The organism is Polaribacter sp. BAL334, from assembly GCF_015767435.1.
In the GTDB taxonomy this organism is placed as follows: domain Bacteria; phylum Bacteroidota; class Bacteroidia; order Flavobacteriales; family Flavobacteriaceae; genus Polaribacter.
This window is the reverse complement of sequence record NZ_JADWOV010000301.1, coordinates 284,588-308,921: the sequence shown is the minus strand read 5'-3', so window position 1 is coordinate 308,921 and position 24,334 is coordinate 284,588. Positions and strand designations below refer to the sequence as shown.

Below are 24,334 nucleotides of genomic sequence, written 5' to 3'. Positions count from 1 at the left end.
AACTGAGTTTACAAATTGGCTTAGCCCTGATTGCAGCGAAAAGCCCGAAGTTTAAAAATGCTAATTTTTGTTGGCTTTTTGGGGCGACTGCAAGAAGCCAATAAAAAGACTTACAAAAATGCTTTTTTAAACGAGGACTTGCAGCGAAAAGCAGGAAATAGCTCATCAAAAAAAAACGCTTGCTCACGCAAACGTTTTGTAGTTTTATTGAAATTGGAATTTTAATAATTCCACATATCTATTTCTTTGTTTCTGATATCCTCTTTGATTTTGTCAGCTTCCAATAATTGGAATAAGGAGTTTCCGCGAACGTAATCCGCAATAGCTCTATTGCCGTAAATATTTTCTTCACGCACAATTACAGAACTAAATCTTCGAGCGTTTAACAAATGATCAAAAGAAATCGCATTGACAGCGTTGTCTGGATTAAATACTTTGGTATCGTGTAAAACCTCTCTTGCTGATGGGAAAAATATCCAAAATAATTCGTATAAATTTTCGTCTTCAATTTCTTTGATTCCCAATGTTTGTACATCTTTTCCCATTGGTGCTAAAGCCAATAAACGATACTTTAATTCTCCTTGACGTTTGTCAAAATACCACATCCCTTTCAACATATATCCCTGAACATCTTGAGTTTGAATTCTGAACGTATCTTTATAGCCATTCTCCTCACGGATATTTACCAATCTTGATTCAATTTCATTTTGAGTAATTTTTGAAGTGAAAAAAGAGTCTGAATACGCTTCTTTGATTTTACCTTGTTTGATACCACGAATTAAGGTGTCAAATAACGAACGTCTATCAGAAGAAATATTGATAGTATCAATTGGAAAATAGTAAGGTAAATTGATTTTTTGATTCAAATCAACAAATTCCCACACTACTTTTGACCACATAATATCTCTGTCATCCACATACCCATAAGGAATTGGACCATCATTATCTGCCATCAATTGGTTTTCATTTTTTTTACCAATTTGCTCAACGGTTTTTGCGTTTAACAAGTTGGTTTGAGCATACACAGCTGTACTGAAAATGCTGATGAAAAATACGATATAAATCTTTTGAAACATATTGTTTATTTTTTCTAATTTGTAATGTCAATACTTACAGGCAATACTTTTTTGATTGGCACGCCATTAGCAGTCGCTTGAATGTCATATATATTGATGATATCTCCTCTTTGTGCTTTTGATAAAGCCGCTTTTGCAGCTGCATTTAAGGTTGAACCATTTACTATAATCGTTAATTGTCCAGGTACTTTTATTTTAAATCCTTGAACAACAATACTCAAATCGAATTCAAAATCTGGCAAACCAGCTGCAATTGGTGCATTTGCCAATCCTGTTTTTGGCATAGAAACAATTCCATATTGCTCACGTACAGAACCCATGGCTGGTGGAATATCTTTGATTCTGAATACTGTTTTTGGGGAAATCGTTTTACCACTACTTAACTTAGCTGTTACAGTTACAACAGCTTCATTGCCTGCTCCAGGCTTTAAAATATATTTTCCATTACTTCCTGATATTACGCCACCTGAAGCAGAAACATTGATATTGTTTGCGCCAACTCCAGGCAAAGAAACCGAAATTGGGTTCTCTAAACCCCTATACACAACATTCATTTTATCAGCAGAAACCACAGCACTATTTGGTTCTGGAATTACAGAATATGTACTTTCAAAAGGAACAGGAAAAGGAACACCATTCTCCATAAAGGAAATAGTTCCTTTAATGGTTTTTTCACCAACATTTCCAGCAGCAATATTTATGGGTACTTGTCCATCTTTTGCTGTATTTGTAACATCAACACCATTTAAAACTACCTTGTTTGGGACTAATGTTGCATCATAACGTCCTAAAACTACTGTTCCAGTAACTTTTTCACCGGCAAAATAAGCAGTTTTATCTAAACTTACAATTCCTTTATAATTGCTAAGTTTTAAAGATTCTTCTAATTTTCCTCCTAATAAACTTGTCACAATATCGCTTTCGGTATTTTTAATATCCGCTTGCATTTGTGTGAAATTGGTTAAAGAAGCTACCATTGGAAAACCTTCGTAACGAGCTTTTAACCAAAGTGTTTTTTTATTTGAATCAGGAACAGGAACGTCATCTGTATTGAAACGCTTGTTGATTACTGCTGCAAACTGACTTTTTTCTCCAACAATTTTAATTAAATTTGTTCTATAGCTATTGATTTGATTCAAAAACTCATTTCCTTCCTTAGTAAAAGCATCACCTTTAAAGAAATAAGCATCTAAAAAATCGGTTTTATCCATAGATTCATAATCCGTTTTATCTTCAATACTCGCTGTCATCTTCGTTTTTAAACTATCTAGATAGGTATAAAAATCAGATGAGTATTTTTTGATTTCTTTTGCTTGTTCATTTAAAACTTTAAATTTTGCTGCTTGTTCAGAAGCTTTGGTTGCTAAGTTTTCGTAAGCACTGTTATTTTTTAGTGTTGTGGAAAGATTGTTTTCTGTGAGTTTCTCATTCATAAAACCAAAAGCTGACAATACCTCTTTGCTCATATTCATTGCTAACATTGCAATAAATACAAGATACATTAGGTTTATCATCTTTTGTCTTGCCGACATTTTTCCTGCTGCCATTTTCTAACTAGTTTTTTTTGTAAAAGTTTTCGTTGTTATTTTTCACTAATTATTTAACGGTCATTGCGGAAAGCATTCCTCCATAAACACCGTTTAAAGAAGATAAGTTTTTAGCTAAAGATTCCATTTGATCTTTCAATTTTTGTGTATTTTCAACTACTTCTGCATTCAATTCAGCTTGTTTGCTTGAATTTTCAACTTGAGATTTGTACAAGCTATTCAACGTTTCCATTTGAACAGCTGCTAAAGAAACTTGCTCATTGTATTTGTTTGTTGAAGCAACACTTTCTGAAGCTGCAGATAATCCTACAGCAGCATTTTGAAAATTTTTCATACTTGAACCTAAACTTTCCATTAAAGCTGAATCGATTTTTGCTTCTTGAAGTAGGTTGTCTAATTTTTGAGAAAGCATTCCGTCAGCACCTAGTTTTTCATCAGTAACCAATCCGTCTTGTCCTAATTCAGGATATACTTTTGTCCAATCAAAATCATCTTCTGGAGTATCAAAAGCCGAAACTGCAAAAACTCCTGCTTCTACTAATAATCCAATTGTAAGCATTAAACCTCCAGTTAATGGACCTATTGTAATATGTTGAATTTTGAATAACGCTCCAATGATTACTACTGCAGCTCCCATTCCATATACGAAATTCATTGTTTTTTTGTAAGATCTTGACTGTGCCATTTTTGATATTATTTTGTAATTTTAATTTTAATTTTCTTATTTATTTCCTGTACCTATATAATTCTGAACGGTTCTAAAACCAATATAACTCCTCGCAGTATCTGCATACTCGAAATCTCTTGAAGCAACTTCTAAATAATACGCAACGTCTTTCCAAGAACCACCACGTGTAATTTTTCGTTGATTTTTTCGATCTTCTACATTTGGGTTCATGGTTGATGCCATGTAATAAGAAGATAGATTATATGCCGTATTTGTCCATTCAGCAACGTTTCCTGCCATGTTATACAAACCATAATCGTTTGCGTTGAATGATTTTGCTTCCATTGTGTACAATGCGCCATCTACAGCATAATTTCCTCTCACTGGTTTAAAGTTTGCCAAGAAACAACCTCTATCGCTTGTAGTGCTTCCTGTTCCCCAAGGATAGGTTGCGAATTCTAGTCCTCCTCTTGCAGCATATTCCCATTCAGCCTCTGTTGGTAATCTGAAATCTGGAACAAGGGTTACATTTTTTTGAGTTCTTAAAAAACTATTTTTCTTTTTAGTTCTCCAATTACAAAAAGCATTTGCTTGATTCCAAGTAACACCCACAACTGGATATTCTCCATAAGATTGATGATAAAAGTAATCTTGATGCATTGGATCATTGTAAGAATAATTGAAATCTTTTACCCAAACTGTAGTATCTGGATAAATATTCAATACTTCTGTTTGGACGAATTTTTTTCTATCTCCGCCTTTTCTAGCTGCATTATCTCTATCAAACCAAGAGTATTTATAGTTTAAAAACTTTGTATTGAAAGTTCTAACACCATCTACAGCATCATCTTTTTTGATGTATAAAGAATCCATCACTTCCACATAGTCTGTATCAGGATATTCGTCTTTTTTCCAAACCAATTCAGTTTCCCAATTCAAAGGCTGAATAGTATCAAACTGGTAATAGTTTTCGAACATGTATTTTTGATAAGGAGATAAATTCGTAGTATCTGCAGTTTTAAAAGCATACTGCTGAATCCCTGCATTACGCTTTCTTCCATTTGGATCAGGATCTGTGTTTCCTAATGCTGCAAATTCTGCTTGATACGCCAAACGAGTTCTTACGATTGAATCTCTAACCCAATACACAAATTCTTTGTATTCGTTGTTAGTGATTTCAGTTTCATCCATGTAATAAGGCCTAACAGTCACCGTTTTTGTAGGTGCGTTTAAGGTACCTATCATGTCTTGATCTTGTTTTCCCATGGTAAATGAACCTCCTGGAATTAGTGCCATTCCATAGGGTTTTTCAGAAAACCACTTTTTCTTGGCTTTCACTCCTACTAATTCCCCTCTATCTTTGGAACCGCAACTATAAAAAAAGGTTATTAAAAGTGCAAATACTGCTGCTTTCTTCATAAAAAATTTGTCTTTACTAAAAGTTCGTAAACCTATTATTTTTTTTGCTAAAATACAATCTTACGAGTGTTTTTAACTTTCTATTTTTAATATTTTTTTGATTACACCAATTTTTTCATCGCTTTATACCATCTTTCAGGAATATGATGCGCTGTTGCTTGCTGATAATCTTGATATGTACATGGTATTAACGCATGCCTTTTAAATTTATTATCTGATAAAATTTGAACTTCAATCCACCATCTTCCCGTTTTATGACTTTTATAAAAAACCAATGGATCATCATCTTCAAATAAAACAGTAAATTTTTGGTAATTTTCTTTGTTTGAAAACGGATAATCTTTTACTCTAAAATTCACACCTTCAATAAAATACCACATCATTTGAGCTATTAAACTAGCTGTTTGATGATTTTGATCGTATTTTGAATTGTACTCATAAATGCCGAATGAAGAAACTTTATCACTAATTCCTGCATATCTTGCAATGGCGCAAATTTCATCACCATAAAAACCGTTTGGTGAAGCATTATTATTTGCTGGAGCATCACTTTGTTTTACAGCACCAATGTCAATGGAAACTATATCTGCATCTCTAAAAGCAGGTTCAATATTTTCTAATTCTTTGGCTTTTCCTAGTCTATACGTATCAAAATAAAGACTTTCAAGCAAATCAATTTCATCTTGCGGATTGAAATAGGTTTGATAGCCAACATTGGTATAATTGAATAAATTGTTGGGTTCTTGCATGATGATTTTGCTCAAATAAGACTGAGAAGTCAATCCGTCTTCGAAACTTCCTAAATCAAAACGACTATCCACTGCTGTGATATTTACTGTCTGCTCAAGCGAGTCATAGGCTCTGTAATTGACATAGGTAATATCTTGACCACCTCCTAAAATCACAGGAATGATATTTTTTTTCAGCAGATAATTGATAATTTCTGCCACTGCAAAATAAGTATCATTTACTTCATGCCCTTTGATCACATCCCCTAAATCTGCAATTTCAGTATGCCAATCTCCAGGAAAAAGTTCGTAAAACTTTCTTCTGATGAAATGCAGATTTTCTCCACAACCAAAATTATTTTCTGAATTTCGATCTTCTTGAACACCAAAAATGGCAATTTTCACATCTTCTAAATCTGGAAAACCTTCTCTAATTGTATGAATTTGAATTTTTCTCCCAATACATGATGGCGAATGCAGCACCAAATGTGCAATGGCATTTTCTTCAACAGGAGTTAAAAAGGCTGTATTCATCTATTTTTTTTGCAGTCGCAAGATAGCAAATCCTTACTTCTTTTTTGCGGTAGTTTTCTTTTTTGTTACTTTTTTCTTTGGCATTTTCGCCTCAATCATTTCAAGTGCTTTTTCTTTGGTCAGTTTTTCGATATTGGTGGTTTTTGGCAACTCAATTTTGATTTTTCCTTTCATCAAATGAAATCTTCCCCATCTTGCTTTTTCAACAACAACACCCACATCTTGCCAATCATATATTACTTTGTCAATTTCTTTTTGCTTTTTATCTTCAATCAATTGTACAATATCAGCATTGGATAAATTATCAAAATCATATTTTTTTGAAACATTGATAAAAATAGCATTCCATTTGATAAAAGGCCCAAAACGTCCTGTGCCTTTTTGAACTGGAAAACCTTCATAGGTTGCAATTGGCGCATCTGCTTCTTGCTTGGCTTTTATCAATTCAATAGCTCTTTCTAAATCCACTTCCATTGGATTTTCATTTCTGTCAAGAGAAACAAATAAATCTCCAAATTTTACATATGGCCCAAAACGTCCATTGGAAACAATGACTTCTTCATTTTTATATTTTCCAACTGTTTTGGGCAATAAAAATAATTCTAAGGCTTCCTCAAGGGTGATGGTTCCTAAATTTTGATCTGGATTTAAACTTGCAAATTGCTTTTCATCATCATCAGGAGCACCAATTTGAGCCATGGCACCAAACTTTCCTAAACGAACTAAGACTGTTTTTCCTGTTTCTGGATGTTCTCCTAAAATTCGTTCTCCACTTTCTCTTTCCGCATTTTCTTTAACATCTTCAACATTATCGTGGAATTTTTTATAAAAATCACGAATCATGGCTGTCCAATTTTCTGTTCCTTCAGAAATATCATCAAAAGACGATTCTACTTTTGCTGTAAATCCGAAATCTAAAATCGATGAAAAATTTGCTACCAAAAAGTCATTTACGATATTTCCAATATCTGTTGGTACCAATTTTCCTTTGTCAGCGCCTGTTTTTTCTGATAAAATCTTTTTAGTGATGTTTCCTTTAATCAAACTAAATTGTTCGTATTCTCTAATTTCTCCTTCATTTTGTCCTTTTTCTACATAACCTCTTTTTTGAATGGTAGAAATTGTTGGAGCATAGGTTGATGGTCTTCCTATTCCCAATTCTTCTAATTGTTTTACCAAAGATGCTTCCGTAAAACGATAAGGTGGTGTTGAAAATCGTTGTGTAGCGTTGATGTACTGATATCCTAATTTTTCATTGACAAATAAATTTGGCAACATGCCTTCTTGCTCTTCATCTTCATTGTCATTTCCTTCTAAATACACTTTCAGAAAACCGTCAAACTGAATCATTTCACCATTTGCTGTAAATATTTTTTCGTTAGAAGTATTTTCGATTTTCACATTGGTTCTTTCTAACAATGCATCACTCATTTGCGAAGCTAAGGTTCTTTTCCAAATCAAATCATATAATTTGTCTTGATCATAATCCACTTGAATCGAATGCATTTCCATGTTGGTGGGTCTGATTGCCTCATGCGCTTCTTGAGCTCCTTTTGCTTTCGATTTGAAAACTCTTGGAAAACTATATTCTTTTCCATAATAGTTTGTGATTTCTTTTGCAGCAGCATTTCTTGCTTCTACTGAAAGATTTACACTATCTGTTCTCATATAAGTAATCAAACCTGCTTCGTATAAACGCTGTGCAACTTGCATGGTTCTTGACACTGCAAAACCCAATTTTCTAGCAGCTTCTTGTTGCAATGTGGACGTTGTAAAAGGTGCAGCTGGTGTTTTTGAGGCTGGTTTTTTGGATAATTCAGCAATTGAAAATAAGGCATTTTTAGAAGAAGTTAAAAATTCTTGCGCTTCTCCTTTCGTGTCAAAATTCTTAGGAATACTTGCTTTGAATGATTTCCCTTCCGAATTTACAAACTCAGCAACTACTTTATAATGAATTTCCGAAACAAATTCTTGAATACTTCTTTCTCTTTCAACAATCAATCTGACTGCTACAGATTGCACTCTTCCTGCAGACAAACCTCCTTTTACTTTACGCCACAAAACGGGCGATAATTCATACCCTACAAGCCTGTCTAAAACTCTTCGTGCTTGTTGTGCATTGACCATATTATAGTCAATATCTCTTGGATTTTCAACGGCTTTTAAAATGGCATTCTTCGTAATTTCATGAAAAACAATACGTTTTGTATTGGCATCTTTTAGCTCTAATTGCTCTTTTAAATGCCACGCAATTGCCTCTCCTTCACGATCTTCATCACTTGCTAACCAAATTGTATCTGCTTTTTTTGCTAATTTTTTCAACCTGTCAACCAATGCAATTTTATCATCGGAAACTATATATTTTGGTGAAAAATCTCCCTCAATATCAATTCCTAATTCTTTGGATGGTAAATCTGCAATATGCCCATAACTCGATTCTACTTGAAAATCTGAACCCAGAAATTTTTCGATGGTTTTTGCTTTTGCTGGAGACTCTACGATTACTAAATTTTTTGCCATTTTTTTGATTTGTAGCTAAAAACGCTTTGGTAGCGTGTTTCATTTTCGACTGCAAAAGTATGTAGTTTTTTTTTATTTCAAATTTATTCTTTGAAAATCAAAACAATTTAACAAAAAATCAATCTAATTTTTCTGCCAATTTGTCATAAAAAATGAATTTTGGTTGTATCTTTGCATCCCATTATATCTAAATTTAGTTCATGGAACCTGTAGAAAAAGTTATTGACGAACGATTGCAAGGCAAAGCACTTGTAACACAACATAAAGAAGGAAATACCAAGAAATTATTCATTGAAAGCTATGGCTGTCAAATGAATATGAATGATAGTGAAATTGTGGCTTCCATCCTTGCTGATCAAGGTTTTAACACCACTCAAATCTTAGAAGAAGCTGATTTGGTATTGGTAAATACCTGTTCCATTCGCGAAAAAGCAGAAACTACGGTTCGTAATCGTTTGAAAAAATACAATGCTGTCAAAAAAATCAACAAAAACATGAAAGTAGGTGTTTTGGGTTGTATGGCAGAACGTCTGAAAGAAAAATTTTTAGAAGAAGAAAAAATTGTTGATTTGGTTGTAGGACCAGATGCGTATCGTGATTTACCTAATTTATTAGAAGAAATTGAAGCAGGAAGAGATGCTGTCAATGTCATTTTATCCAAAGACGAAACCTATGGTGATGTGTCTCCAGTTCGTTTGAATTCGAATGGAGTTTCTGCATTTGTTTCGATTACAAGAGGTTGTGATAATATGTGTACTTTTTGCGTGGTTCCTTTTACTAGAGGTCGTGAAAGAAGTCGTGATCCACAAAGTATTTTGGATGAAATCCGAAATATGGTTGAAAGTAACTATAAGGAAATCACACTTCTTGGTCAAAATGTGGACAGTTATCTTTGGTTTGGTGGTGGATTGAAAAAAGATTTCAACAAAGCATCAGAAATGGCGCAAGCAACTGCTGTAAATTTTGCGGAATTGTTAGATATGTGCGCTACAGAATTTCCAAAAACACGTTTTCGTTTTTCAACTTCAAATCCTCAAGACATGAGTTTGGAGGTGATTCACGTCATGGCAAAACACAAAAATATTTGCAAATACATTCATTTACCTGTTCAAAGTGGAAGCAACAATATGCTAAAAGCGATGAACAGACAGCATACACGTGAAGAATATATGCAATTGGTGAATAATATCTATAAAATAATTCCAGAAATGGCATTGTCTCAAGATATGATTGTTGGTTTTTGTGGAGAAACAGAAGATGATCATAAAGATACGTTGAACTTAATGGAATATGTAAAATATGATTTTGGATTTATGTTTGCCTATTCTGAAAGACCAGGAACTTTAGCTGCCAAAAAAATGGTAGATGATGTGCCTGAAGAAGTGAAAAAAAGACGTTTAGAAGAAGTGATTGCCTTGCAACAAAAACATGCCTTATACAGAACGCAACAACATTTAGGGAAAATTGAAGAAGTTTTGATTGAAGGTGTTTCAAAGAAAAATCCAAATGAATGGAAAGGAAGAAATACCCAAAATACAGTGATCGTTTTTCCCAAAGAGCACTATAAATTGGGTGATTTTGTAATGGTGAAAGTGGAAGATTGCACGTCTGCAACTTTGAGAGGAACTGCTGTTGGGTATTCTGATAATAACTAAAAAAACAAGAAAAGAGAAAAAAGAATATAGATTGACTCTTTTTTCTTTTATCTAGAAAATAAAAATGGAAGATTTACAAACATTAAAACTGCGATTTGGCATCATTGGAAATGATGTTCATCTCAATATGGCATTGGAAAAAGCAGTGCGTGTTGCGCCTACTGATATTTCTGTTTTGGTGACTGGAGAAAGTGGTGTTGGTAAAGAAAATATTCCGAAAATTATTCATCAATTATCGCACAGAAAACATGCCAAATACATTGCTGTAAACTGTGGTGCCATTCCAGAGGGAACTATTGATAGTGAATTATTTGGTCATGAAAAAGGTTCTTTTACAGGTGCAACTCAAGATAGAAAAGGCTATTTTGAAGTAGCTGATGGTGGCACAATTTTTTTAGATGAAGTTGGCGAATTGCCTTTAACCACTCAAGTCCGATTGTTACGCGTCTTAGAAAATGGTGAATTTATAAAAGTTGGTTCATCAATTGTGCAAAAAACGGACGTTCGAATTGTAGCTGCAACCAATGTGAATATGCATACAGCTATAGAAAAAGAGCGTTTTAGAGAAGATTTGTATTACAGATTAAGTACCGTAGAAATTCATTTACCTGCGCTCAGAGAACGCCTTCAAGACATCCATTTGCTGTTCCGAAAATTTGCTTCGGATTTTGCACAAAAATATAGAATGCCTGCAGTAAGATTGGAAGATGATGCTGTTCAGGTTTTATTGAATTACAGATTTCCTGGAAATATCCGTCAACTAAAAAATTTGGCAGAACAAATATCTGTAATTGAAGAAAGTAGAACTATTTCTGCCGCGAAATTACAACTATATTTACCTGATCATAAAGGACATTTACCGGCGATTATTGGAGGTTCAAAAAAAGAAAATGATTTTTCAAACGAACGTGATATCATGTACAAAATTTTATTTGACATGCGCAATGATATCAACGATTTGAAAAAATTGACTTTAGATTTATTGAACAGCGAAAATATTGAAGATGTACAGCAAGAAAATCATCAGTTGATTGAAAAAATCTATGGAAATAAAGAACCCAAAAGCTCGAATATTGAGGTGTTGAACATACCACAAAAAGTTGCTGTAGAAAAAAATTATGATTTTATCGAAACTATTGAAGAAGATGAAAGTTTGTCTTTGCAAGACAAAGAAATCGAAATGATCAAACGTTCATTAGAAAAAAACAATAATAAACGTAAATTAGCTGCGAAAGAATTGGGTATTTCTGAACGAACTTTGTATCGAAAAATCAAACAATATGATTTGTAAATAGGTTCAAGGTTTAAAATTTAAAATTCAAGGTTGTACTTTGAACTCGAAATTTTAAACCCGAAATTTTAAACTAAAAGAATGAAAAAACTACTATATATTTCCATTTTCACCCTAACAAGTTTGTTAATTCTTGCATGTGGTGCCTATTCATTTACAGGAGGAAATACTGGAGATGCCAAAACCATCCAAATTGATTTTTTCCCAAATCAAGCACCTTTAGTAGAACCTGCTTTGACACAACGTTTTACCAATGATTTACAGGATTTGTTTACGCGTCAAACCAATTTAACACTCACAAATTCAAACGGAGATTTGCATTTTAGCGGAGAAATTACTGATTTTAGAGTAACACCCATGAGTGGAACATCAGACCAAACTGCTGCTCAAAATAGATTGACGGTTTCTGTAAATGTTCGATTTGTAAATAAATTTGTAGAAAAAGATAGCTTCGAGAAAACCTTTTCATTTTATTCAGATTATGATGCTAATGCACAATTAACAGGAAGTGTTTTGGAAACTGCGTTGGATGAAATTGTTGAACGAATAACACAAGATATTTTCAACGCTTCTGTAGCAAAATGGTAAGAATGTAAGCAAATGAAAAAAGCAAGTTTTTTGGATATTTTACAAAAAAACAGCCCAATTCAACAAGTAGAAACTGCTGAATTGAAAGGGGTTATTGATGCTTTTCCTTATTTTCAATCAGCAAGAGCATTGTATTTGAAAGGTCTTAAAAATCAAGAAAGTTTCAAATACAATAATGAACTTAAAATCACAGCAGCTTATACTTCTGATAGAACTGTATTGTTTGATTTTATCACTTCAACCAACTTTAATAATCCCAAAAAAGACATTCATCAGCAACTCAAAGAAAAGATTTCTGAAGAGAAAAAAATAGAAATTAATGAAGTTTCAAAGCCCACTTTTATTGAAAATTCATCTGAAGAAATTGAAGAAAAATTAACCATTGGAAAACCAATTGCATTCAATTCTACTGAAACCTATTCTTTCAATCAATGGTTGCAATTAGCCTCAAAAAAACCAATTGAAAGAACAGAAAATGCAACTCCAAAAATTGCATCAGAAAAAGAGGAAATTATCGAAAAATTTATTCAAAATAATCCAAAAATCATTCCGCTTCCAAAAGATAAAAATATTATAGTTCCTGTATCAGAAAACAAGGCTGATTCCTCTTTAATGACCGAAACTTTGGCGAAAGTATATTTGGAACAAAAAAAATATGAAAATGCAATTCAAGCTTACCGAATTTTAAGTTTGAAATATCCAGAAAAAAGTGGTTTCTTTGCAGACCAAATTAAAAGAGTACAAATTTTACAAAAATACAAACAATGAATTATACAGCATTTTTAATTCTGATTTTGATTGTAGCTGTTGCATTAATCTTAATTGTAATGGTTCAAAATCCTAAAGGTGGAGGATTATCTTCTTCTTTTGGTGGTGGAGCGCAAGCTTTAGGAGGTGTTCAAAACACCAATAATTTTCTAGACAGAACTACTTGGACATTGGCAATTGCGATGTTCGCTTTAATTTTGTTAGCAAATTTTGCCATTCCAAGAGATGGAGAGAAAGATTTTAAATTAGACAAAACTTTGGATGGAGTTGAGTCAACTGCTCCAAAAACAACAAATACTACAAACGATACATTGAAATAAGCAATCGTTTACGAGACAAAAAAATGCCAACGAAATGACACGTTGGCATTTTTTTTTATCAGAAAGAAAACCAAAAAATAGAATCAGCGAAAAAATGTCAGTTTCATTGGCTTGGCACAATTTCTGACTAGTAGGTAATCGAAAAAAATAATTTTTAATTCACTAAATTTATATAAAAAATGGGAGTAAACATTAAACCTTTAGCAGACAGAGTTCTTGTAGAACCTGCTCCAGCAGAAACAAAAACAGCTTCAGGAATTATCATTCCAGACAATGCCAAAGAAAAACCTCAAAAAGGAACTGTTGTTGCCATTGGAAATGGGAAAAAAGACGAGCCATTAACTGTAAAAGTTGGTGACACTGTTTTGTATAGTAAATACGGAGGAACAGACTTAAAATTAGAAGGAAAGGATTATTTGATGATGCGTGAATCTGATATTTTAGCAATCATCTAAAAAATCAATTTACAGTTTCAGTAAACAGTTAAACAAGTAAACTTTAAAAATTAAACATTTATAATAAAATGGCAAAAGACATAAAATTTGATATTGAAGCACGTGATGGATTGAAACGTGGCGTTGATGCATTAGCAAATGCAGTAAAAGTAACTTTAGGTCCAAAAGGAAGAAACGTAATTATTTCTAGATCTTTTGGAGCTCCAATAGTAACCAAAGACGGAGTTTCCGTAGCAAAAGAAATTGAATTGCAAGACCCATTAGAAAATATGGGTGCACAAATGGTAAAAGAAGTTGCTTCTAAAACCAATGATTTGGCTGGTGATGGAACAACAACTGCTACAGTTTTGGCGCAAGCAATCGTAAAAGAAGGATTGAAAAATGTAGCTGCTGGCGCAAATCCTATGGATTTGAAACGCGGAATTGACAAAGCTGTGGCTGCAATTGTTGCAGATTTAGAAAAACAATCTCAACAAGTTGGAAATTCGTCTGAAAAAATAAAACAAGTAGCTGCTATTTCTGCAAATAACGATGATGTAATTGGAGATTTAATTGCAAAAGCATTTTCAAAAGTGGGTAAAGAAGGTGTCATCACTGTTGAAGAAGCAAAAGGAATGGACACTTACGTGGATGTAGTTGAAGGAATGCAATTTGACAGAGGATATTTATCCCCTTATTTTGTAACGGATGCTGATAAAATGGTGGCAGATTTAGACCATCCATATATTTTATTGTTCGATAAAAAGATTTCTAATTTGCAAGAAATTCTTCCGATTTTAGAACCAGTTGCGCAATCAGGAAGACCATTATTGATCATTGCTGAAGATGTTGACGGACAAGCATTGGCCACTTTAGTAGTAAACAAATTACGTGGAGGTTTAAAAATTGCAGCTGTAAAAGCACCTGGTTTTGGTGATCGTAGAAAAGCAATGCTTGAAGATATCGCCATTTTAACTGGTGGAACTGTAATTTCTGAAGAAAGAGGTTTTTCTCTTGAAAACGCAACGTTAGATTTATTAGGAACTGCAGAAACAGTGACTGTTGACAAAGACAATACAACTATTGTAAATGGTTCTGGAAATGCAGAAAATATCAAAGCTAGAGTAAACCAAATCAAAGCGCAAATAGAAACTACAACGTCTGATTATGATAAAGAGAAATTGCAAGAGCGTTTGGCTAAATTAGCTGGAGGTGTTGCCGTTTTATATGTAGGTGCAGCTTCTGAAGTGGAAATGAAAGAGAAAAAAGACAGAGTTGACGATGCTTTACACGCTACAAGAGCTGCTGTTGAAGAAGGCATTGTTGCTGGTGGTGGTGTTGCTTTAGTTCGTGCTAAAAAAGTATTGGAAAATTTAACAACCTCTAATTTAGACGAAACTACAGGAGTACAAATTGTAAACAAAGCCATTGAAGCACCTTTAAGAACCATTGTTGAAAATGCTGGTGGTGAAGGTTCAGTTGTTATCAACAAAGTATTGGAAGGAAAAAAGAATTTTGGTTATGATGCAAAAGCAGATGCTTATGTTGACATGTTAGAAGCTGGAATTATTGATCCTAAAAAAGTAACTAGAATCGCTTTAGAAAATGCAGCTTCTGTTGCTGGAATGATTTTAACGACAGAATGTGCATTGATTGACATTAAAGAAGATGCTCCTGCAATGCCAGGTGGAATGGGTGGTGGAATGCCAGGAATGATGTAGCCAATAGCATTGGCAAGCAAGTATTTTCTTGATGTTTCACTGCAAACACAATGGAATAATTTGTCATCACCTTGATATTTGATGATTATTGAAATCTAAAAAATGTTTCAAGAATACTTGAACTCAAAAATCCGTTAGAAGTTTTCTAACGGATTTTTTTATGGTAAAAATTTTAGGCATAATTGTTGATGATTTTTTAATTAATTATAAACTATTAGCTATGAGTTTTAAAAAATACCTTCTCATTTTATCATTATTTTTATTTAATTTTTTAAATAGTCAAACCTCAGAAATAATTGATAGTTCTTATCAGGAATATTTTAAAAAAACTAGAGAAATTCCTCATTTACATTTAAACAAAACTTCTTTTTTAAATGGTGAAAATATTTGGATTCAAGCGTATGTTTTAGATCAAAATTCAGAACAACTTCATAATGCAACTTCTAACTTATATGTCTCAATATTTGACGAAAACAGCAATTTGAAAGACCAGCATTTGATTCCTATTGAAAATGGAATTGGCTCAGGAAATATACTAATTGACTCAACATTTACAAATGAAACCTATTATATAAAAGCTTCCACAAATTGGATGAAAAACTTCAATGAAGAAAATGCTTACTTTCAAAAAATAGAAATTATCAAAGATGAATCTTCAGAAAAAAATAGTCAGAAAAATGAAAAGTACGATTTTCAACTTTTTCCTGAAGGTGGACATTTACTAGCAAATACCTACAATAAAATTGGAATTTTAATTAAAGATGGAAATAATAAAGGAATTAGAATAAAAAAAGGTCATGTAAAGGATGAAAATGGCAATGTAATTGATTCTTTTAGTACCAATCAATTTGGAATTGGAATGGCTTTTCTGCCTTTCAATGAAAATCAAAAATATATTTTTGAGGCAATTACAAAAGAAAATCAAAAAATTGAAGCATACACACCTACTGTTGAAAAATTAGGAATTACTTTGAATTTAGCAAATGATATAGAAAATAATAGGTTTCTTTTAAACATAGCCACCAATTCAAACACTTTGAAAAATATCAAAGAAAAAAAATTTAAAATCTTTATTCATAATACTCGAAAATACATTCAAAGTTTTATCGATTTTAAAGAAGACAAAAAAGAGTATAGTTTTATTTTAGAAAAAAATAATATCCTTGAAGGCATCAATATCATTACTGTTTTTAACGAAGAAAATAAACCAATTTTAGAGCGATTGTTTTTTAATGAGTCATCAAGAATACTTTCAAACTCGCTAAAAACAAGTATTGAAAACACCAATTATGATTCAATAAAAATAAAAATTCAAAATAATCATAAAGGAAAAATATCTTTAAGCACATCATTTTTACCACTAAAAACAAAAGCTTACAATCCTGAAAACAGTATTGCTTCTTCTTTTTTATTAACTCCATTTATTTCTGGAGCTATTGAAAATCCAAATTATTATTTTACAAGCGCGAATAAAAATAGGCTTACTGATTTAGATTTGTTGCTATTAACTCAAGGTTGGAGTAAATATAAGTGGGATGATATTTTTAACAATCCTCCTTCAGAAGTTTATAAATTTGAGAATGGAATTGACATCACTTTAAAAATTAGTCAAAAAGTTGCAACTGATAACATTTTTATTATCAACTCAGATGAAAACAAATTTCATGGAGCTTTGCCTTTCACAAAAGAGAATATTTACACTATTAAAAATAGTTTTTTCATCAAAAATTCTACTATTCATTTTTCTATGAAAAAAAACAATAACTTTTATAAAATCGGGCCCAGTTTATCTTTTTCATCTCATTCACTTTCTGATAATTTAAATTTAACTCAGCAAAAAGCAATCTTCAAAAACTCTAATTTTTCATCATTATTAGAAAATGATTCTTTTTCAATTGAAGAAAAGAATTCAATAAAAAATGAGTCAAAAAGCTCCAACTTTACATATAATTATACAACTTCTAGATGGAGCACTTATCCTATAAGAAAACGAATACCTGTCATAGAATATAAGCAAAAAACATGTAGGAATTTTATTGAACAAAACGGCTTGTATACTTTAGAAGGAATCTCAAATCCAGCAGAAGTGCATTTTTCAGATAAAATTATAAAAGAATTTTACGAATATAAATTACCTATCGGATTTATGAGTAAAAAAGAATATTACTCTCCAAAATATTCCTCATTAGATGAACAAACTTATGTAAATTATGGAGCAATTTTTTGGAAACCTAATATTGAAATTGATGCAAATTCTTTTATAGAATTTCATATTCCTAACAACAATCAAAAAAATATAGTACTACAAATAGAAGGAATTGATAATCAAGGAAACTTTTTAACTGAAAAAATAACTTTTGAAAATTAAAATTTCAATAACTTAACGGAATGATTCTTGATAATCAAAAAAATATATAAACCACTAAATTAATCCATATGAAAACTAAAAACTTTTTACTCGCAATCATTACCTTACTTTCTGTTACTTTTTCAGCTCAAGAGAAAAAAAATAAAACAGAAAAAGAAGCTTTTATCACTATTGATGTTGAAGGAGAAGAAAGAAAAAACCTTTTATTATTAGAGTTTTTAACAAGAGATGCAAGATTTAGCAATGATAAACTTTCAAAAATGATTGAAGATCAAAGAAAGATGAACGGAGGAACTTATGAAAATCAAAATTTGAGAGGTAATAAAGAATTTGGTTATGGAAGTCCAAGTCTTACAACAGTTTATTACGATGGCGAAGTCATTTTTGGTGAAGGAATCAACAGACTTTATATCATAGATCAAGTGAGATTGAAAGATATAAAAACAATCAAAAGAGTGAGAGCTGGAATTGATAATGAGATTTATGTTGAATCGTTAGAAAAAAAATAATGAGTTAATGGTTAACACCGCTTCGAATATTTGACTCACCAAGTCTTTACAATTAGAAAAGTTATATTGTAGAATAATGTTTATTTAAAATTTACTCTTTCAACTGAATTCTAATCGGCAACGTATATTTCGTTGTCACTGGAATTCCTCTTTTGATTGCTGGATAAATTGCTGGAATTTTCTGAATACTTGCTGAAATAACACTATCCAATTTAGGAAGTTGATTTTTTATGATTTCGGAAGCATCCATTTTCTCAAATTGAATTTTTCCTTTTGAATCAATAATCAGAGAAACATTGACGATTTCATCAATAGAATCTTGAATGGTAAAAACTTGTTTTTGCAACTCCTCTCCTATTTTTTGATGAATTGTTGCTCTAAAACAATCCGATTTTGCTTCCTTTTCTATAATAGAATCACATATTTTAAAAGATGGAGAAAAATCGACTTCATTAAAATTGATAATGGTATCTAAAACTGGTTTTTGTTGTTTTTTTGAAAATGGGAAATTTTCGCACGAAGTGCAAAACATCAGTAAAATCAAAAAAGAAAAAACACGCACTATCATCATTATATTTATGGCGTGAATTTACTAAAATTTACTGAATTTAATCCAAGGTTTCTCCTTTCATAAAATACTCTTTTTTGATATCTTGAATTCTTCGATTTACAAAATCAGAAATTACTGTATCAGTATCACGAAAATTATCAATATATCTGACATAAAGTTTATACGCAGTCTTTTTTTCTTTGTAAAAATCGTCTGATAATTTTGCCCATTGATATAATGCTCTGTAATTTCTAGGATTTTCTTTGTATGCATTTTCAAATGCATCCATAGCATCTCTTGGTTTTTCTGTTTCAAAAAATACGCTTCCTAATCCGTAAAATTCTTCATCTCGACTTTTCTTTCCTTTTCTAGTGGCAAACATATAGTTCATAGTTGCACTTCTGTAATCCTTTTCTTTGAAAGCGATATGGCCCAAATACGTGTTGGCTTTGAAGTCCTCTTTGTCAACATTTGATAACTTTTGAAAATACTTTTTTGCTTTGTCTAGACTATCTAAATTAAAATAAACTTTACCCAACAAAGACAAACTATAGGTATCACTTTTATCAATCGTATCCAAATTCAATAATAAAGGAAGCGTTTCCATATATTTTTTATCTCTAAATAATTGATTGATTTTTATTCTATTGAGATTGATATGATTTTTATCCAACATCAATCCTTTGTCCACAAATAACATGGTTGAATCCAAATCTCCTAATTTAGCGAAACTAGAAGCTAAATGAGCAATTGCTTTTAAATGCAATGTGTCTTTTTTAAAAGTATCAATAAAACTATTGATCATTCTATCTCTGTCATTTTTCAAGGCATAAGCCAATGCTAAATGATACGAATAATTAGCATTTGAATTATCATTTTTGATCAATTGAGAGAACGTTTCAATAGCTTTTTCAGTTCTTTTTGTGGTCAGATATAATTTTCCTAATTGGTATTGTATCAACAGATTTAATGAATCCTTAGCCACCAATTCTTCATAAATAGGAACAGCCAAAGTTGGTTTTTCTATACGTTGATAGGCTTTTGCCAACTTCCATTTTGTATTGAAATCATTTTTAAAAGTCAATGCTTTTTCAAGTGAATTTGCAGCTTTTTTATCATCGTCAATCGATTCATAAATAACTGCCATTTTTAAGTTTGTTTCAAAACTTTGAGGCATTTTTTCTAAATGTTTCAATGCCAATTGATACCTGCCTTTTGCAAACAAACTATCAGAAACAGCAAAAGTTGAAGTTTGCGCTTCAACTTTTACAATTACAAATAATAATACAAGGATAATTTTCTTTTTCATAGATTTTTTTTAAAGTACATTTACAACAAATGGGATTGAATATTTTACAGCTACCTTTTTACCCTCATGTTCTCCAGGAGTCATTTTTGGAAGCGAACTTATTACTCTTATTACTTCTTTTTCAATATTTTCGTGAGGAGCTTTTACTACAATATCTTGAATATTTCCTTCAATATCAATTTTAAAACCAACAAATACTCTTTTCTTTCCTGATTCTAATTCTGGATAATTTTGAATTATAAAATTAGAGTCAAAATGTTTTTTTATATTTTTTGAAAAACATTCTTTATCACCATCATCACAACCAGGAAAAGTAGGTGCTTTATCTATTTTTAGGAACGAAATGTCATTAGACTCATTACTTTTTTTATTCTTCCCCAAAAAATTCATGCCCTTTTCTATAGTTCCATAAGCATTTCTACCTGTAGGCATTTTAAAAAATTTATAATGTATATTTTTTAAAATTTCTGGTCTGTTTTTATAATATTCTTTTTCTCTTTTTAAATAATTATTAAACTCTTCTTTTTCATTCGAAGTTAAATCATGAAAAGAAATTTCTTTTACTTCTTTTGGAAGTGTATCTCCCATATAATCGTCTAAATAGGTTTCTTCATAACCTTCAAAACTTACTAATTTACCAAAGCTATTTCTATATTTGGTTTGTAATTGTTTTTTTGACGAAACTTCATTGTCAATTGATCTTTCATTACAAGCACTATAAAAAAGCATGCTCAATAATACAGGAACCAACACCAAATATTTCAGTTGATTTATTTTGTGGGATTGCTTTTTTGTCATCATAAGAATTCGTTTTTTTAAATAAGAAGGTTTGTGAAATTGATTGATAAATGAAATATTTTCAACCTGAAACAAGCAAGACAATAAATTATTGATATACAGTTCTTTGGTATCGGATTTTGCTACAATAGCATCAGAAATGTATTCATGAACCAATGAAATTCGTTTTTGATATACATAAATCATTGGATTAAACCACATGACAATTTTTAAAATTTCAAACAACAATAAATCCATAGAATGTTTTTGCTGGCTATGTACTTTTTCGTGTTGAATGATTTTTTCGTGTTGATCTTTTGGAATGTCTTTTCCTAAAAAAATGTAATTAAAAAACGAAAAAGCAGTTGCTTGATTTGGAATAAAAATCAGCGTAAACTCAGCATGTTGAATGGTTTCATGCTTTTTGATGAGCATAAAAATTCGAACTAATTTTATTAAAAATAATACTGAAAAAAGGACAACTCCCATCCAAAAAAACAGGCTGACATAATTTATAGAAACATCCAAGGTAGTTTCTGAAAAGTTTCGTTGAATTGTTTTTTCGGGCGATAAAACGATTTCTGGTAAAACCACCATAAATTCTTGTGAAACCGTTTTTTGAAAACTCGGAATTTTTATCAACGGAATTAAAAAAGAAAGTATGGGCGTGAATACTAAATACCACCTGTTTTTAGTGAAAAATGTCTCTTTACTTAGGTAAAAATCATAAATGGCTAAAAACAATACTTGGTATAAAACAACCTGTAAAATATAATTAATCATCGCTTTTATTTTTAGTTACTTCTTTCAAAATAGATTCTAATTCTTTCACATTCATGTTATTTTCTTTGACAAAAAAAGACACCAAACTTTTAAATGAGCCTTCAAAATAACCATTCATCAATTTGTGCAAACTTTGTTTTGTGTACGTTTCTTTATCGATAATTGGATAATATACAAAACCTCTTCCAATGGCTTTGTGGCTCAAAAATTCTTTGGTTTCTAGTATTCTAATAATTGTGGAAACAGTATTATATGCGGGTTTTGGATTTGGTAATTGTTCAATTACTTCTTTTACTGTGGCTTCCTCTAAAACCCATAAAACCTGCATAATTTGCTCTTCTGCTTTAGTCAATTGCTTGTCCATTTTTCAACTACTTATTTCATTTATAGTGACAAATATAACTAAAATATTAGTTTGAACTAATTTTTTAGTTAAAAATATCAAAAAAAAACACCAAGAGGAATTGTATAAAATTCTATTGGTGTTTTTCTAAGATTGAAAAAATGTTTTTATTTACTCCTTTTCACTCATTTTTTTCACATAATCTGTGATGATCACAATTTGAGTTCCGTTTACTTTTCCTTCAATATATTTGGCATTTTCATGGTCTAAAGAAATTCTACGAACGGCTGTTCCTTGTTTGGCAACCATACTTGAACCCTTGACTTTCAAATCTTTAATCAACACTACAGAATCTCCAGATTCTAAAATGACGCCATTGCAATCTCTATGAATGATTTTTTCTCCTTCTTCCAAATGTTCACCTGAAAGTTGTGCAAAAGCCAATTCTGATTCATCCAAGTACATCATTTCTAGCAAATCTTTAGACCAACCTTCTTTTTTCAAGCGATGCAACATTCTCCAAGCCACCACTTTTACTGGCGAAAATTCACTCCACATAGAATCGTTCAAACAACGCCAATGATTTGCGTCAGTTTCAATAACGTTATCAATTTGAGTCACACAAGTTTCACAAGCCAAAACACTTCCATCAAAACCTCCATTTGAAACGGGTTTCACTTCATAAATCTGTAAATTTTCTGTTGATGTGCAAAATTCACATTGATTGCCACTTCTTTTTTTTAGGTCTTCTAATAAACTCATTTTTGATTGATTTTTGGCAAATGTACTGCTTCTTTTTATTTAATTTCTAACGATGTAAATTGAAAAGAAGTTCCATCAAATAAGCCTTTGTCTGATAATTTTAAAGACGGAATTACCAACAACGCCATGAAAGACAAGGTCATAAAAGGCGCTCTCAAAGTGCTGCCCATTTCTTTAGCCATTTTGTCAATTTCTGCGTACGATTTTCCAGTTTCTTGAGCAGATTTTTCTGACATAATTCCTGCAATTGGTAATGGCAGTATTTTTTCTTCAGAGATATTTACCGCACAAACTCCCCCTTTTTGCTGAATAATGAGATTTACAGCCCTACAAATAGCCTCGTCTGAAACTCCAACTGCAATAATATTATGAGAATCATGCCCCACTGAACTTGCAATAGCACCTTCTTTTAATCCGAAATTTTTGATAAAAGCAATTGATGGTGTTGAATTTTGATAACGATTTACAACGGTCATTTTCAAAATATCTGCGTTAATATTTGAAACCAAATTGCCATCTACAATCAAAGAATCAGATTCAATTTCATTGGTAACCAATTCACCATCCAACGCTTCAATGACTCTGATTTTTTCAGAAGCTGAATGAAATTCAAAATCTGACACTTTTTTAAAATCAACATTGAAATTGTTTACAATCTCAATAGCAACCGATTCAATAAAAGAAGTTCCGTTTTTCGCCACCAATTTTCCGTCAATATACGTTTCTAAAACATTGAAATCAGTCAAATTATTGACCAAAATAAAATCAGCTGCAACTCCTTTTTGCAACAAACCAACGTCTAAATTATAGTGTTTTAAGGGATTTATACAAGCCGCTTGCAATACTTTATAAACGTCAATTCCTTTCTTAACAGCTCTTTGACACAACTGATTGATATGCCCTAACAACAAATCATCTGGATGTTTGTCATCGGAACAAAACATCATATTTTCGAAATGTTCAGGCAATAAATCAATCAAAGCATCAAAGTTTTTAGCAGCACTTCCCTCTCTAATCAACACTTTCATGCCTTTTTGCAATTTCTCAAAAGCTTCTTCAAACGTAAAACATTCATGATCTGTAGAAATTCCTGCTGCAATATATTTTGTGATTTTTTCACCTCTCAAACCTGGTGCGTGACCATCAATGGGTTTTTGATTCTTTTTGGCGTGATTAATTTTTGCCAAAACTTCTTCATCATCAAACAAAACTCCAGGATAATTCATCATTTCTGCCAAATATTTGATGTCCGGGTTTTCCATCATTTTTTTGATATCTTCTGAATCAATTACTGCTCCTGCACTTTCAAAAGTAGTGGCAGGCACACAACTTGGAGCGCCAAAATTGAATTTAAAAGGTACTTTTTTGCCATTTTCAATCATAAATTCTACACCTTTTACGCCCAAAACATTGGCAATTTCATGCGGGTCAGAAACTGTGGCAACTGTGCCATGTGTTACAGCGATTTTTGCAAATTCTGACGGAACCAACATCGAACTTTCTATGTGAATATGCGCATCCACAAAACCTGGTAGAATATAGTTTTCAATGGTATGATTTGATGGTCGAATGTCCCTAATTTTTCCATTTTCAACCTCAATTTCTCCTTTAAATTGTGTCCGATTTTGAATGTCAACAATAATTCCTTTGATAATCATTTGTACT

General features: G+C 31.7%; 21 protein-coding genes. 9 read left to right on the top strand and 12 right to left on the bottom strand.

What is annotated here, in order from left to right:
- Positions 1–221: 221 nt before the first annotated feature.
- From gldN to topA, 6 genes are all read right to left on the bottom strand, one after another.
- Complete coding sequence (gldN, locus tag IU405_RS10875) at positions 222–1,076, bottom strand: gliding motility protein GldN (RefSeq protein WP_197438633.1); 855 nt, start codon at positions 1,074–1,076, stop codon at positions 222–224.
- Positions 1,077–1,090: 14 nt separating this feature from the next.
- Entirely contained in the window at positions 1,091–2,623 is a 1,533-nt protein-coding gene (gldM, locus tag IU405_RS10870; RefSeq protein ID WP_197438632.1) for a gliding motility protein GldM, read from the bottom strand.
- 49 nt (positions 2,624–2,672) lie between these two features.
- Positions 2,673–3,308, bottom strand: coding sequence for a gliding motility protein GldL (gldL, locus tag IU405_RS10865; RefSeq protein ID WP_197438631.1), 636 nt, complete (start codon positions 3,306–3,308; stop codon positions 2,673–2,675).
- 36 nt (positions 3,309–3,344) lie between these two features.
- A complete protein-coding gene (gldK, locus tag IU405_RS10860) occupies positions 3,345–4,709 on the bottom strand; it encodes a gliding motility lipoprotein GldK (protein WP_197438630.1) in 1,365 nt (454 codons plus the stop codon).
- A gap of 101 nt (positions 4,710–4,810) precedes the next feature.
- Positions 4,811–5,971: a formimidoylglutamase gene (locus IU405_RS10855; RefSeq protein ID WP_197438629.1), complete on the bottom strand. Its 1,161-nt coding sequence runs from the start codon at positions 5,969–5,971 to the stop codon at positions 4,811–4,813.
- A gap of 33 nt (positions 5,972–6,004) precedes the next feature.
- Positions 6,005–8,491, bottom strand: a complete 2,487-nt coding sequence (topA, locus tag IU405_RS10850) for a type I DNA topoisomerase (protein WP_197438628.1) — start codon at positions 8,489–8,491, stop codon at positions 6,005–6,007.
- A gap of 200 nt (positions 8,492–8,691) precedes the next feature.
- Between topA and miaB the strand changes: the two genes are divergently transcribed.
- The 9 genes from miaB to IU405_RS10805 all read left to right on the top strand — a co-directional run bounded on the left by miaB (position 8,692) and on the right by IU405_RS10805 (position 18,145).
- The gene (gene miaB / locus IU405_RS10845) at positions 8,692–10,146 is read left to right on the top strand and encodes a tRNA (N6-isopentenyl adenosine(37)-C2)-methylthiotransferase MiaB (RefSeq protein WP_197438627.1); all 1,455 of its coding nucleotides are present in this window, start codon (positions 8,692–8,694) and stop codon (positions 10,144–10,146) included.
- 64 nt (positions 10,147–10,210) lie between these two features.
- A complete protein-coding gene (locus IU405_RS10840; RefSeq protein ID WP_197438626.1) occupies positions 10,211–11,437 on the top strand; it encodes a sigma 54-interacting transcriptional regulator in 1,227 nt (408 codons plus the stop codon).
- Positions 11,438–11,518: 81 nt separating this feature from the next.
- On the top strand, positions 11,519–12,025 hold the full coding sequence (locus tag IU405_RS10835; protein WP_197438625.1) for an LptE family protein: 507 nt from the start codon (positions 11,519–11,521) through the stop codon (positions 12,023–12,025).
- 12 nt (positions 12,026–12,037) lie between these two features.
- Entirely contained in the window at positions 12,038–12,793 is a 756-nt protein-coding gene (locus IU405_RS10830) for a hypothetical protein (RefSeq protein WP_197438624.1), read from the top strand.
- Positions 12,790–13,113: a preprotein translocase subunit SecG gene (gene secG / locus IU405_RS10825; RefSeq protein ID WP_197438623.1), complete on the top strand. Its 324-nt coding sequence runs from the start codon at positions 12,790–12,792 to the stop codon at positions 13,111–13,113. Before IU405_RS10830 ends, secG begins: the two co-directional genes overlap by 4 nt.
- A gap of 179 nt (positions 13,114–13,292) precedes the next feature.
- Entirely contained in the window at positions 13,293–13,568 is a 276-nt protein-coding gene (gene groES / locus IU405_RS10820) for a co-chaperone GroES (RefSeq protein WP_105046306.1), read from the top strand.
- Positions 13,569–13,636: 68 nt separating this feature from the next.
- Positions 13,637–15,268, top strand: a complete 1,632-nt coding sequence (gene groL, locus IU405_RS10815) for a chaperonin GroEL (protein WP_197438622.1) — start codon at positions 13,637–13,639, stop codon at positions 15,266–15,268.
- A 220-nt stretch (positions 15,269–15,488) separates the two neighbouring features.
- Positions 15,489–17,636, top strand: coding sequence for a hypothetical protein (locus IU405_RS10810; RefSeq protein WP_197438621.1), 2,148 nt, complete (start codon positions 15,489–15,491; stop codon positions 17,634–17,636).
- A 68-nt stretch (positions 17,637–17,704) separates the two neighbouring features.
- The gene (locus IU405_RS10805; RefSeq protein WP_197438620.1) at positions 17,705–18,145 is read left to right on the top strand and encodes a hypothetical protein; all 441 of its coding nucleotides are present in this window, start codon (positions 17,705–17,707) and stop codon (positions 18,143–18,145) included.
- A 91-nt stretch (positions 18,146–18,236) separates the two neighbouring features.
- On the opposite strand, the gene IU405_RS10800 is transcribed toward IU405_RS10805, so the two are convergent.
- The 6 genes from IU405_RS10800 to ade all read right to left on the bottom strand — a co-directional run bounded on the left by IU405_RS10800 (position 18,237) and on the right by ade (position 24,327).
- Positions 18,237–18,716, bottom strand: coding sequence for a hypothetical protein (locus IU405_RS10800; protein WP_231749675.1), 480 nt, complete (start codon positions 18,714–18,716; stop codon positions 18,237–18,239).
- 37 nt (positions 18,717–18,753) lie between these two features.
- The gene (locus tag IU405_RS10795; RefSeq protein ID WP_197438619.1) at positions 18,754–20,004 is read right to left on the bottom strand and encodes a tetratricopeptide repeat protein; all 1,251 of its coding nucleotides are present in this window, start codon (positions 20,002–20,004) and stop codon (positions 18,754–18,756) included.
- Positions 20,005–20,013: 9 nt separating this feature from the next.
- On the bottom strand, positions 20,014–21,564 hold the full coding sequence (locus IU405_RS10790) for a M56 family metallopeptidase (RefSeq protein ID WP_197438618.1): 1,551 nt from the start codon (positions 21,562–21,564) through the stop codon (positions 20,014–20,016).
- A complete protein-coding gene (locus tag IU405_RS10785; protein ID WP_197438617.1) occupies positions 21,557–21,928 on the bottom strand; it encodes a BlaI/MecI/CopY family transcriptional regulator in 372 nt (123 codons plus the stop codon). Before IU405_RS10785 ends, IU405_RS10790 begins: the two co-directional genes overlap by 8 nt.
- A 150-nt stretch (positions 21,929–22,078) precedes the next feature.
- Positions 22,079–22,669 (bottom strand): PhnA domain-containing protein, encoded by a 591-nt coding sequence (locus IU405_RS10780; protein ID WP_197438616.1) that lies wholly within the window; start codon positions 22,667–22,669, stop codon positions 22,079–22,081.
- Between the two features lie 35 nt (positions 22,670–22,704).
- On the bottom strand, positions 22,705–24,327 hold the full coding sequence (gene ade / locus IU405_RS10775; protein WP_197438615.1) for an adenine deaminase: 1,623 nt from the start codon (positions 24,325–24,327) through the stop codon (positions 22,705–22,707).
- Positions 24,328–24,334: the final 7 nt, after the last annotated feature.

Coding starts and splice junctions, on each gene's coding strand:
- IU405_RS10830 (WP_197438624.1), top strand. CDS start 12,038: ATGAAAAAAGCAAGTTTTTTGGATATTTTACAAAAAAACAGCCCAATT.
- gldM (WP_197438632.1), bottom strand. CDS start 2,623: ATGGCAGCAGGAAAAATGTCGGCAAGACAAAAGATGATAAACCTAATG.
- miaB (WP_197438627.1), top strand. CDS start 8,692: ATGGAACCTGTAGAAAAAGTTATTGACGAACGATTGCAAGGCAAAGCA.
- IU405_RS10795 (WP_197438619.1), bottom strand. CDS start 20,004: ATGAAAAAGAAAATTATCCTTGTATTATTATTTGTAATTGTAAAAGTT.
- groL (WP_197438622.1), top strand. CDS start 13,637: ATGGCAAAAGACATAAAATTTGATATTGAAGCACGTGATGGATTGAAA.
- IU405_RS10810 (WP_197438621.1), top strand. CDS start 15,489: ATGAGTTTTAAAAAATACCTTCTCATTTTATCATTATTTTTATTTAAT.
- IU405_RS10835 (WP_197438625.1), top strand. CDS start 11,519: ATGAAAAAACTACTATATATTTCCATTTTCACCCTAACAAGTTTGTTA.
- gldK (WP_197438630.1), bottom strand. CDS start 4,709: ATGAAGAAAGCAGCAGTATTTGCACTTTTAATAACCTTTTTTTATAGT.
- secG (WP_197438623.1), top strand. CDS start 12,790: ATGAATTATACAGCATTTTTAATTCTGATTTTGATTGTAGCTGTTGCA.
- IU405_RS10790 (WP_197438618.1), bottom strand. CDS start 21,564: ATGATTAATTATATTTTACAGGTTGTTTTATACCAAGTATTGTTTTTA.
- gldL (WP_197438631.1), bottom strand. CDS start 3,308: ATGGCACAGTCAAGATCTTACAAAAAAACAATGAATTTCGTATATGGA.
- IU405_RS10800 (WP_231749675.1), bottom strand. CDS start 18,716: ATGATGATAGTGCGTGTTTTTTCTTTTTTGATTTTACTGATGTTTTGC.
- IU405_RS10840 (WP_197438626.1), top strand. CDS start 10,211: ATGGAAGATTTACAAACATTAAAACTGCGATTTGGCATCATTGGAAAT.
- IU405_RS10785 (WP_197438617.1), bottom strand. CDS start 21,928: ATGGACAAGCAATTGACTAAAGCAGAAGAGCAAATTATGCAGGTTTTA.
- groES (WP_105046306.1), top strand. CDS start 13,293: ATGGGAGTAAACATTAAACCTTTAGCAGACAGAGTTCTTGTAGAACCT.
- gldN (WP_197438633.1), bottom strand. CDS start 1,076: ATGTTTCAAAAGATTTATATCGTATTTTTCATCAGCATTTTCAGTACA.
- topA (WP_197438628.1), bottom strand. CDS start 8,491: ATGGCAAAAAATTTAGTAATCGTAGAGTCTCCAGCAAAAGCAAAAACC.
- IU405_RS10805 (WP_197438620.1), top strand. CDS start 17,705: ATGAAAACTAAAAACTTTTTACTCGCAATCATTACCTTACTTTCTGTT.
- IU405_RS10780 (WP_197438616.1), bottom strand. CDS start 22,669: ATGAGTTTATTAGAAGACCTAAAAAAAAGAAGTGGCAATCAATGTGAA.
- ade (WP_197438615.1), bottom strand. CDS start 24,327: ATGATTATCAAAGGAATTATTGTTGACATTCAAAATCGGACACAATTT.
- IU405_RS10855 (WP_197438629.1), bottom strand. CDS start 5,971: ATGAATACAGCCTTTTTAACTCCTGTTGAAGAAAATGCCATTGCACAT.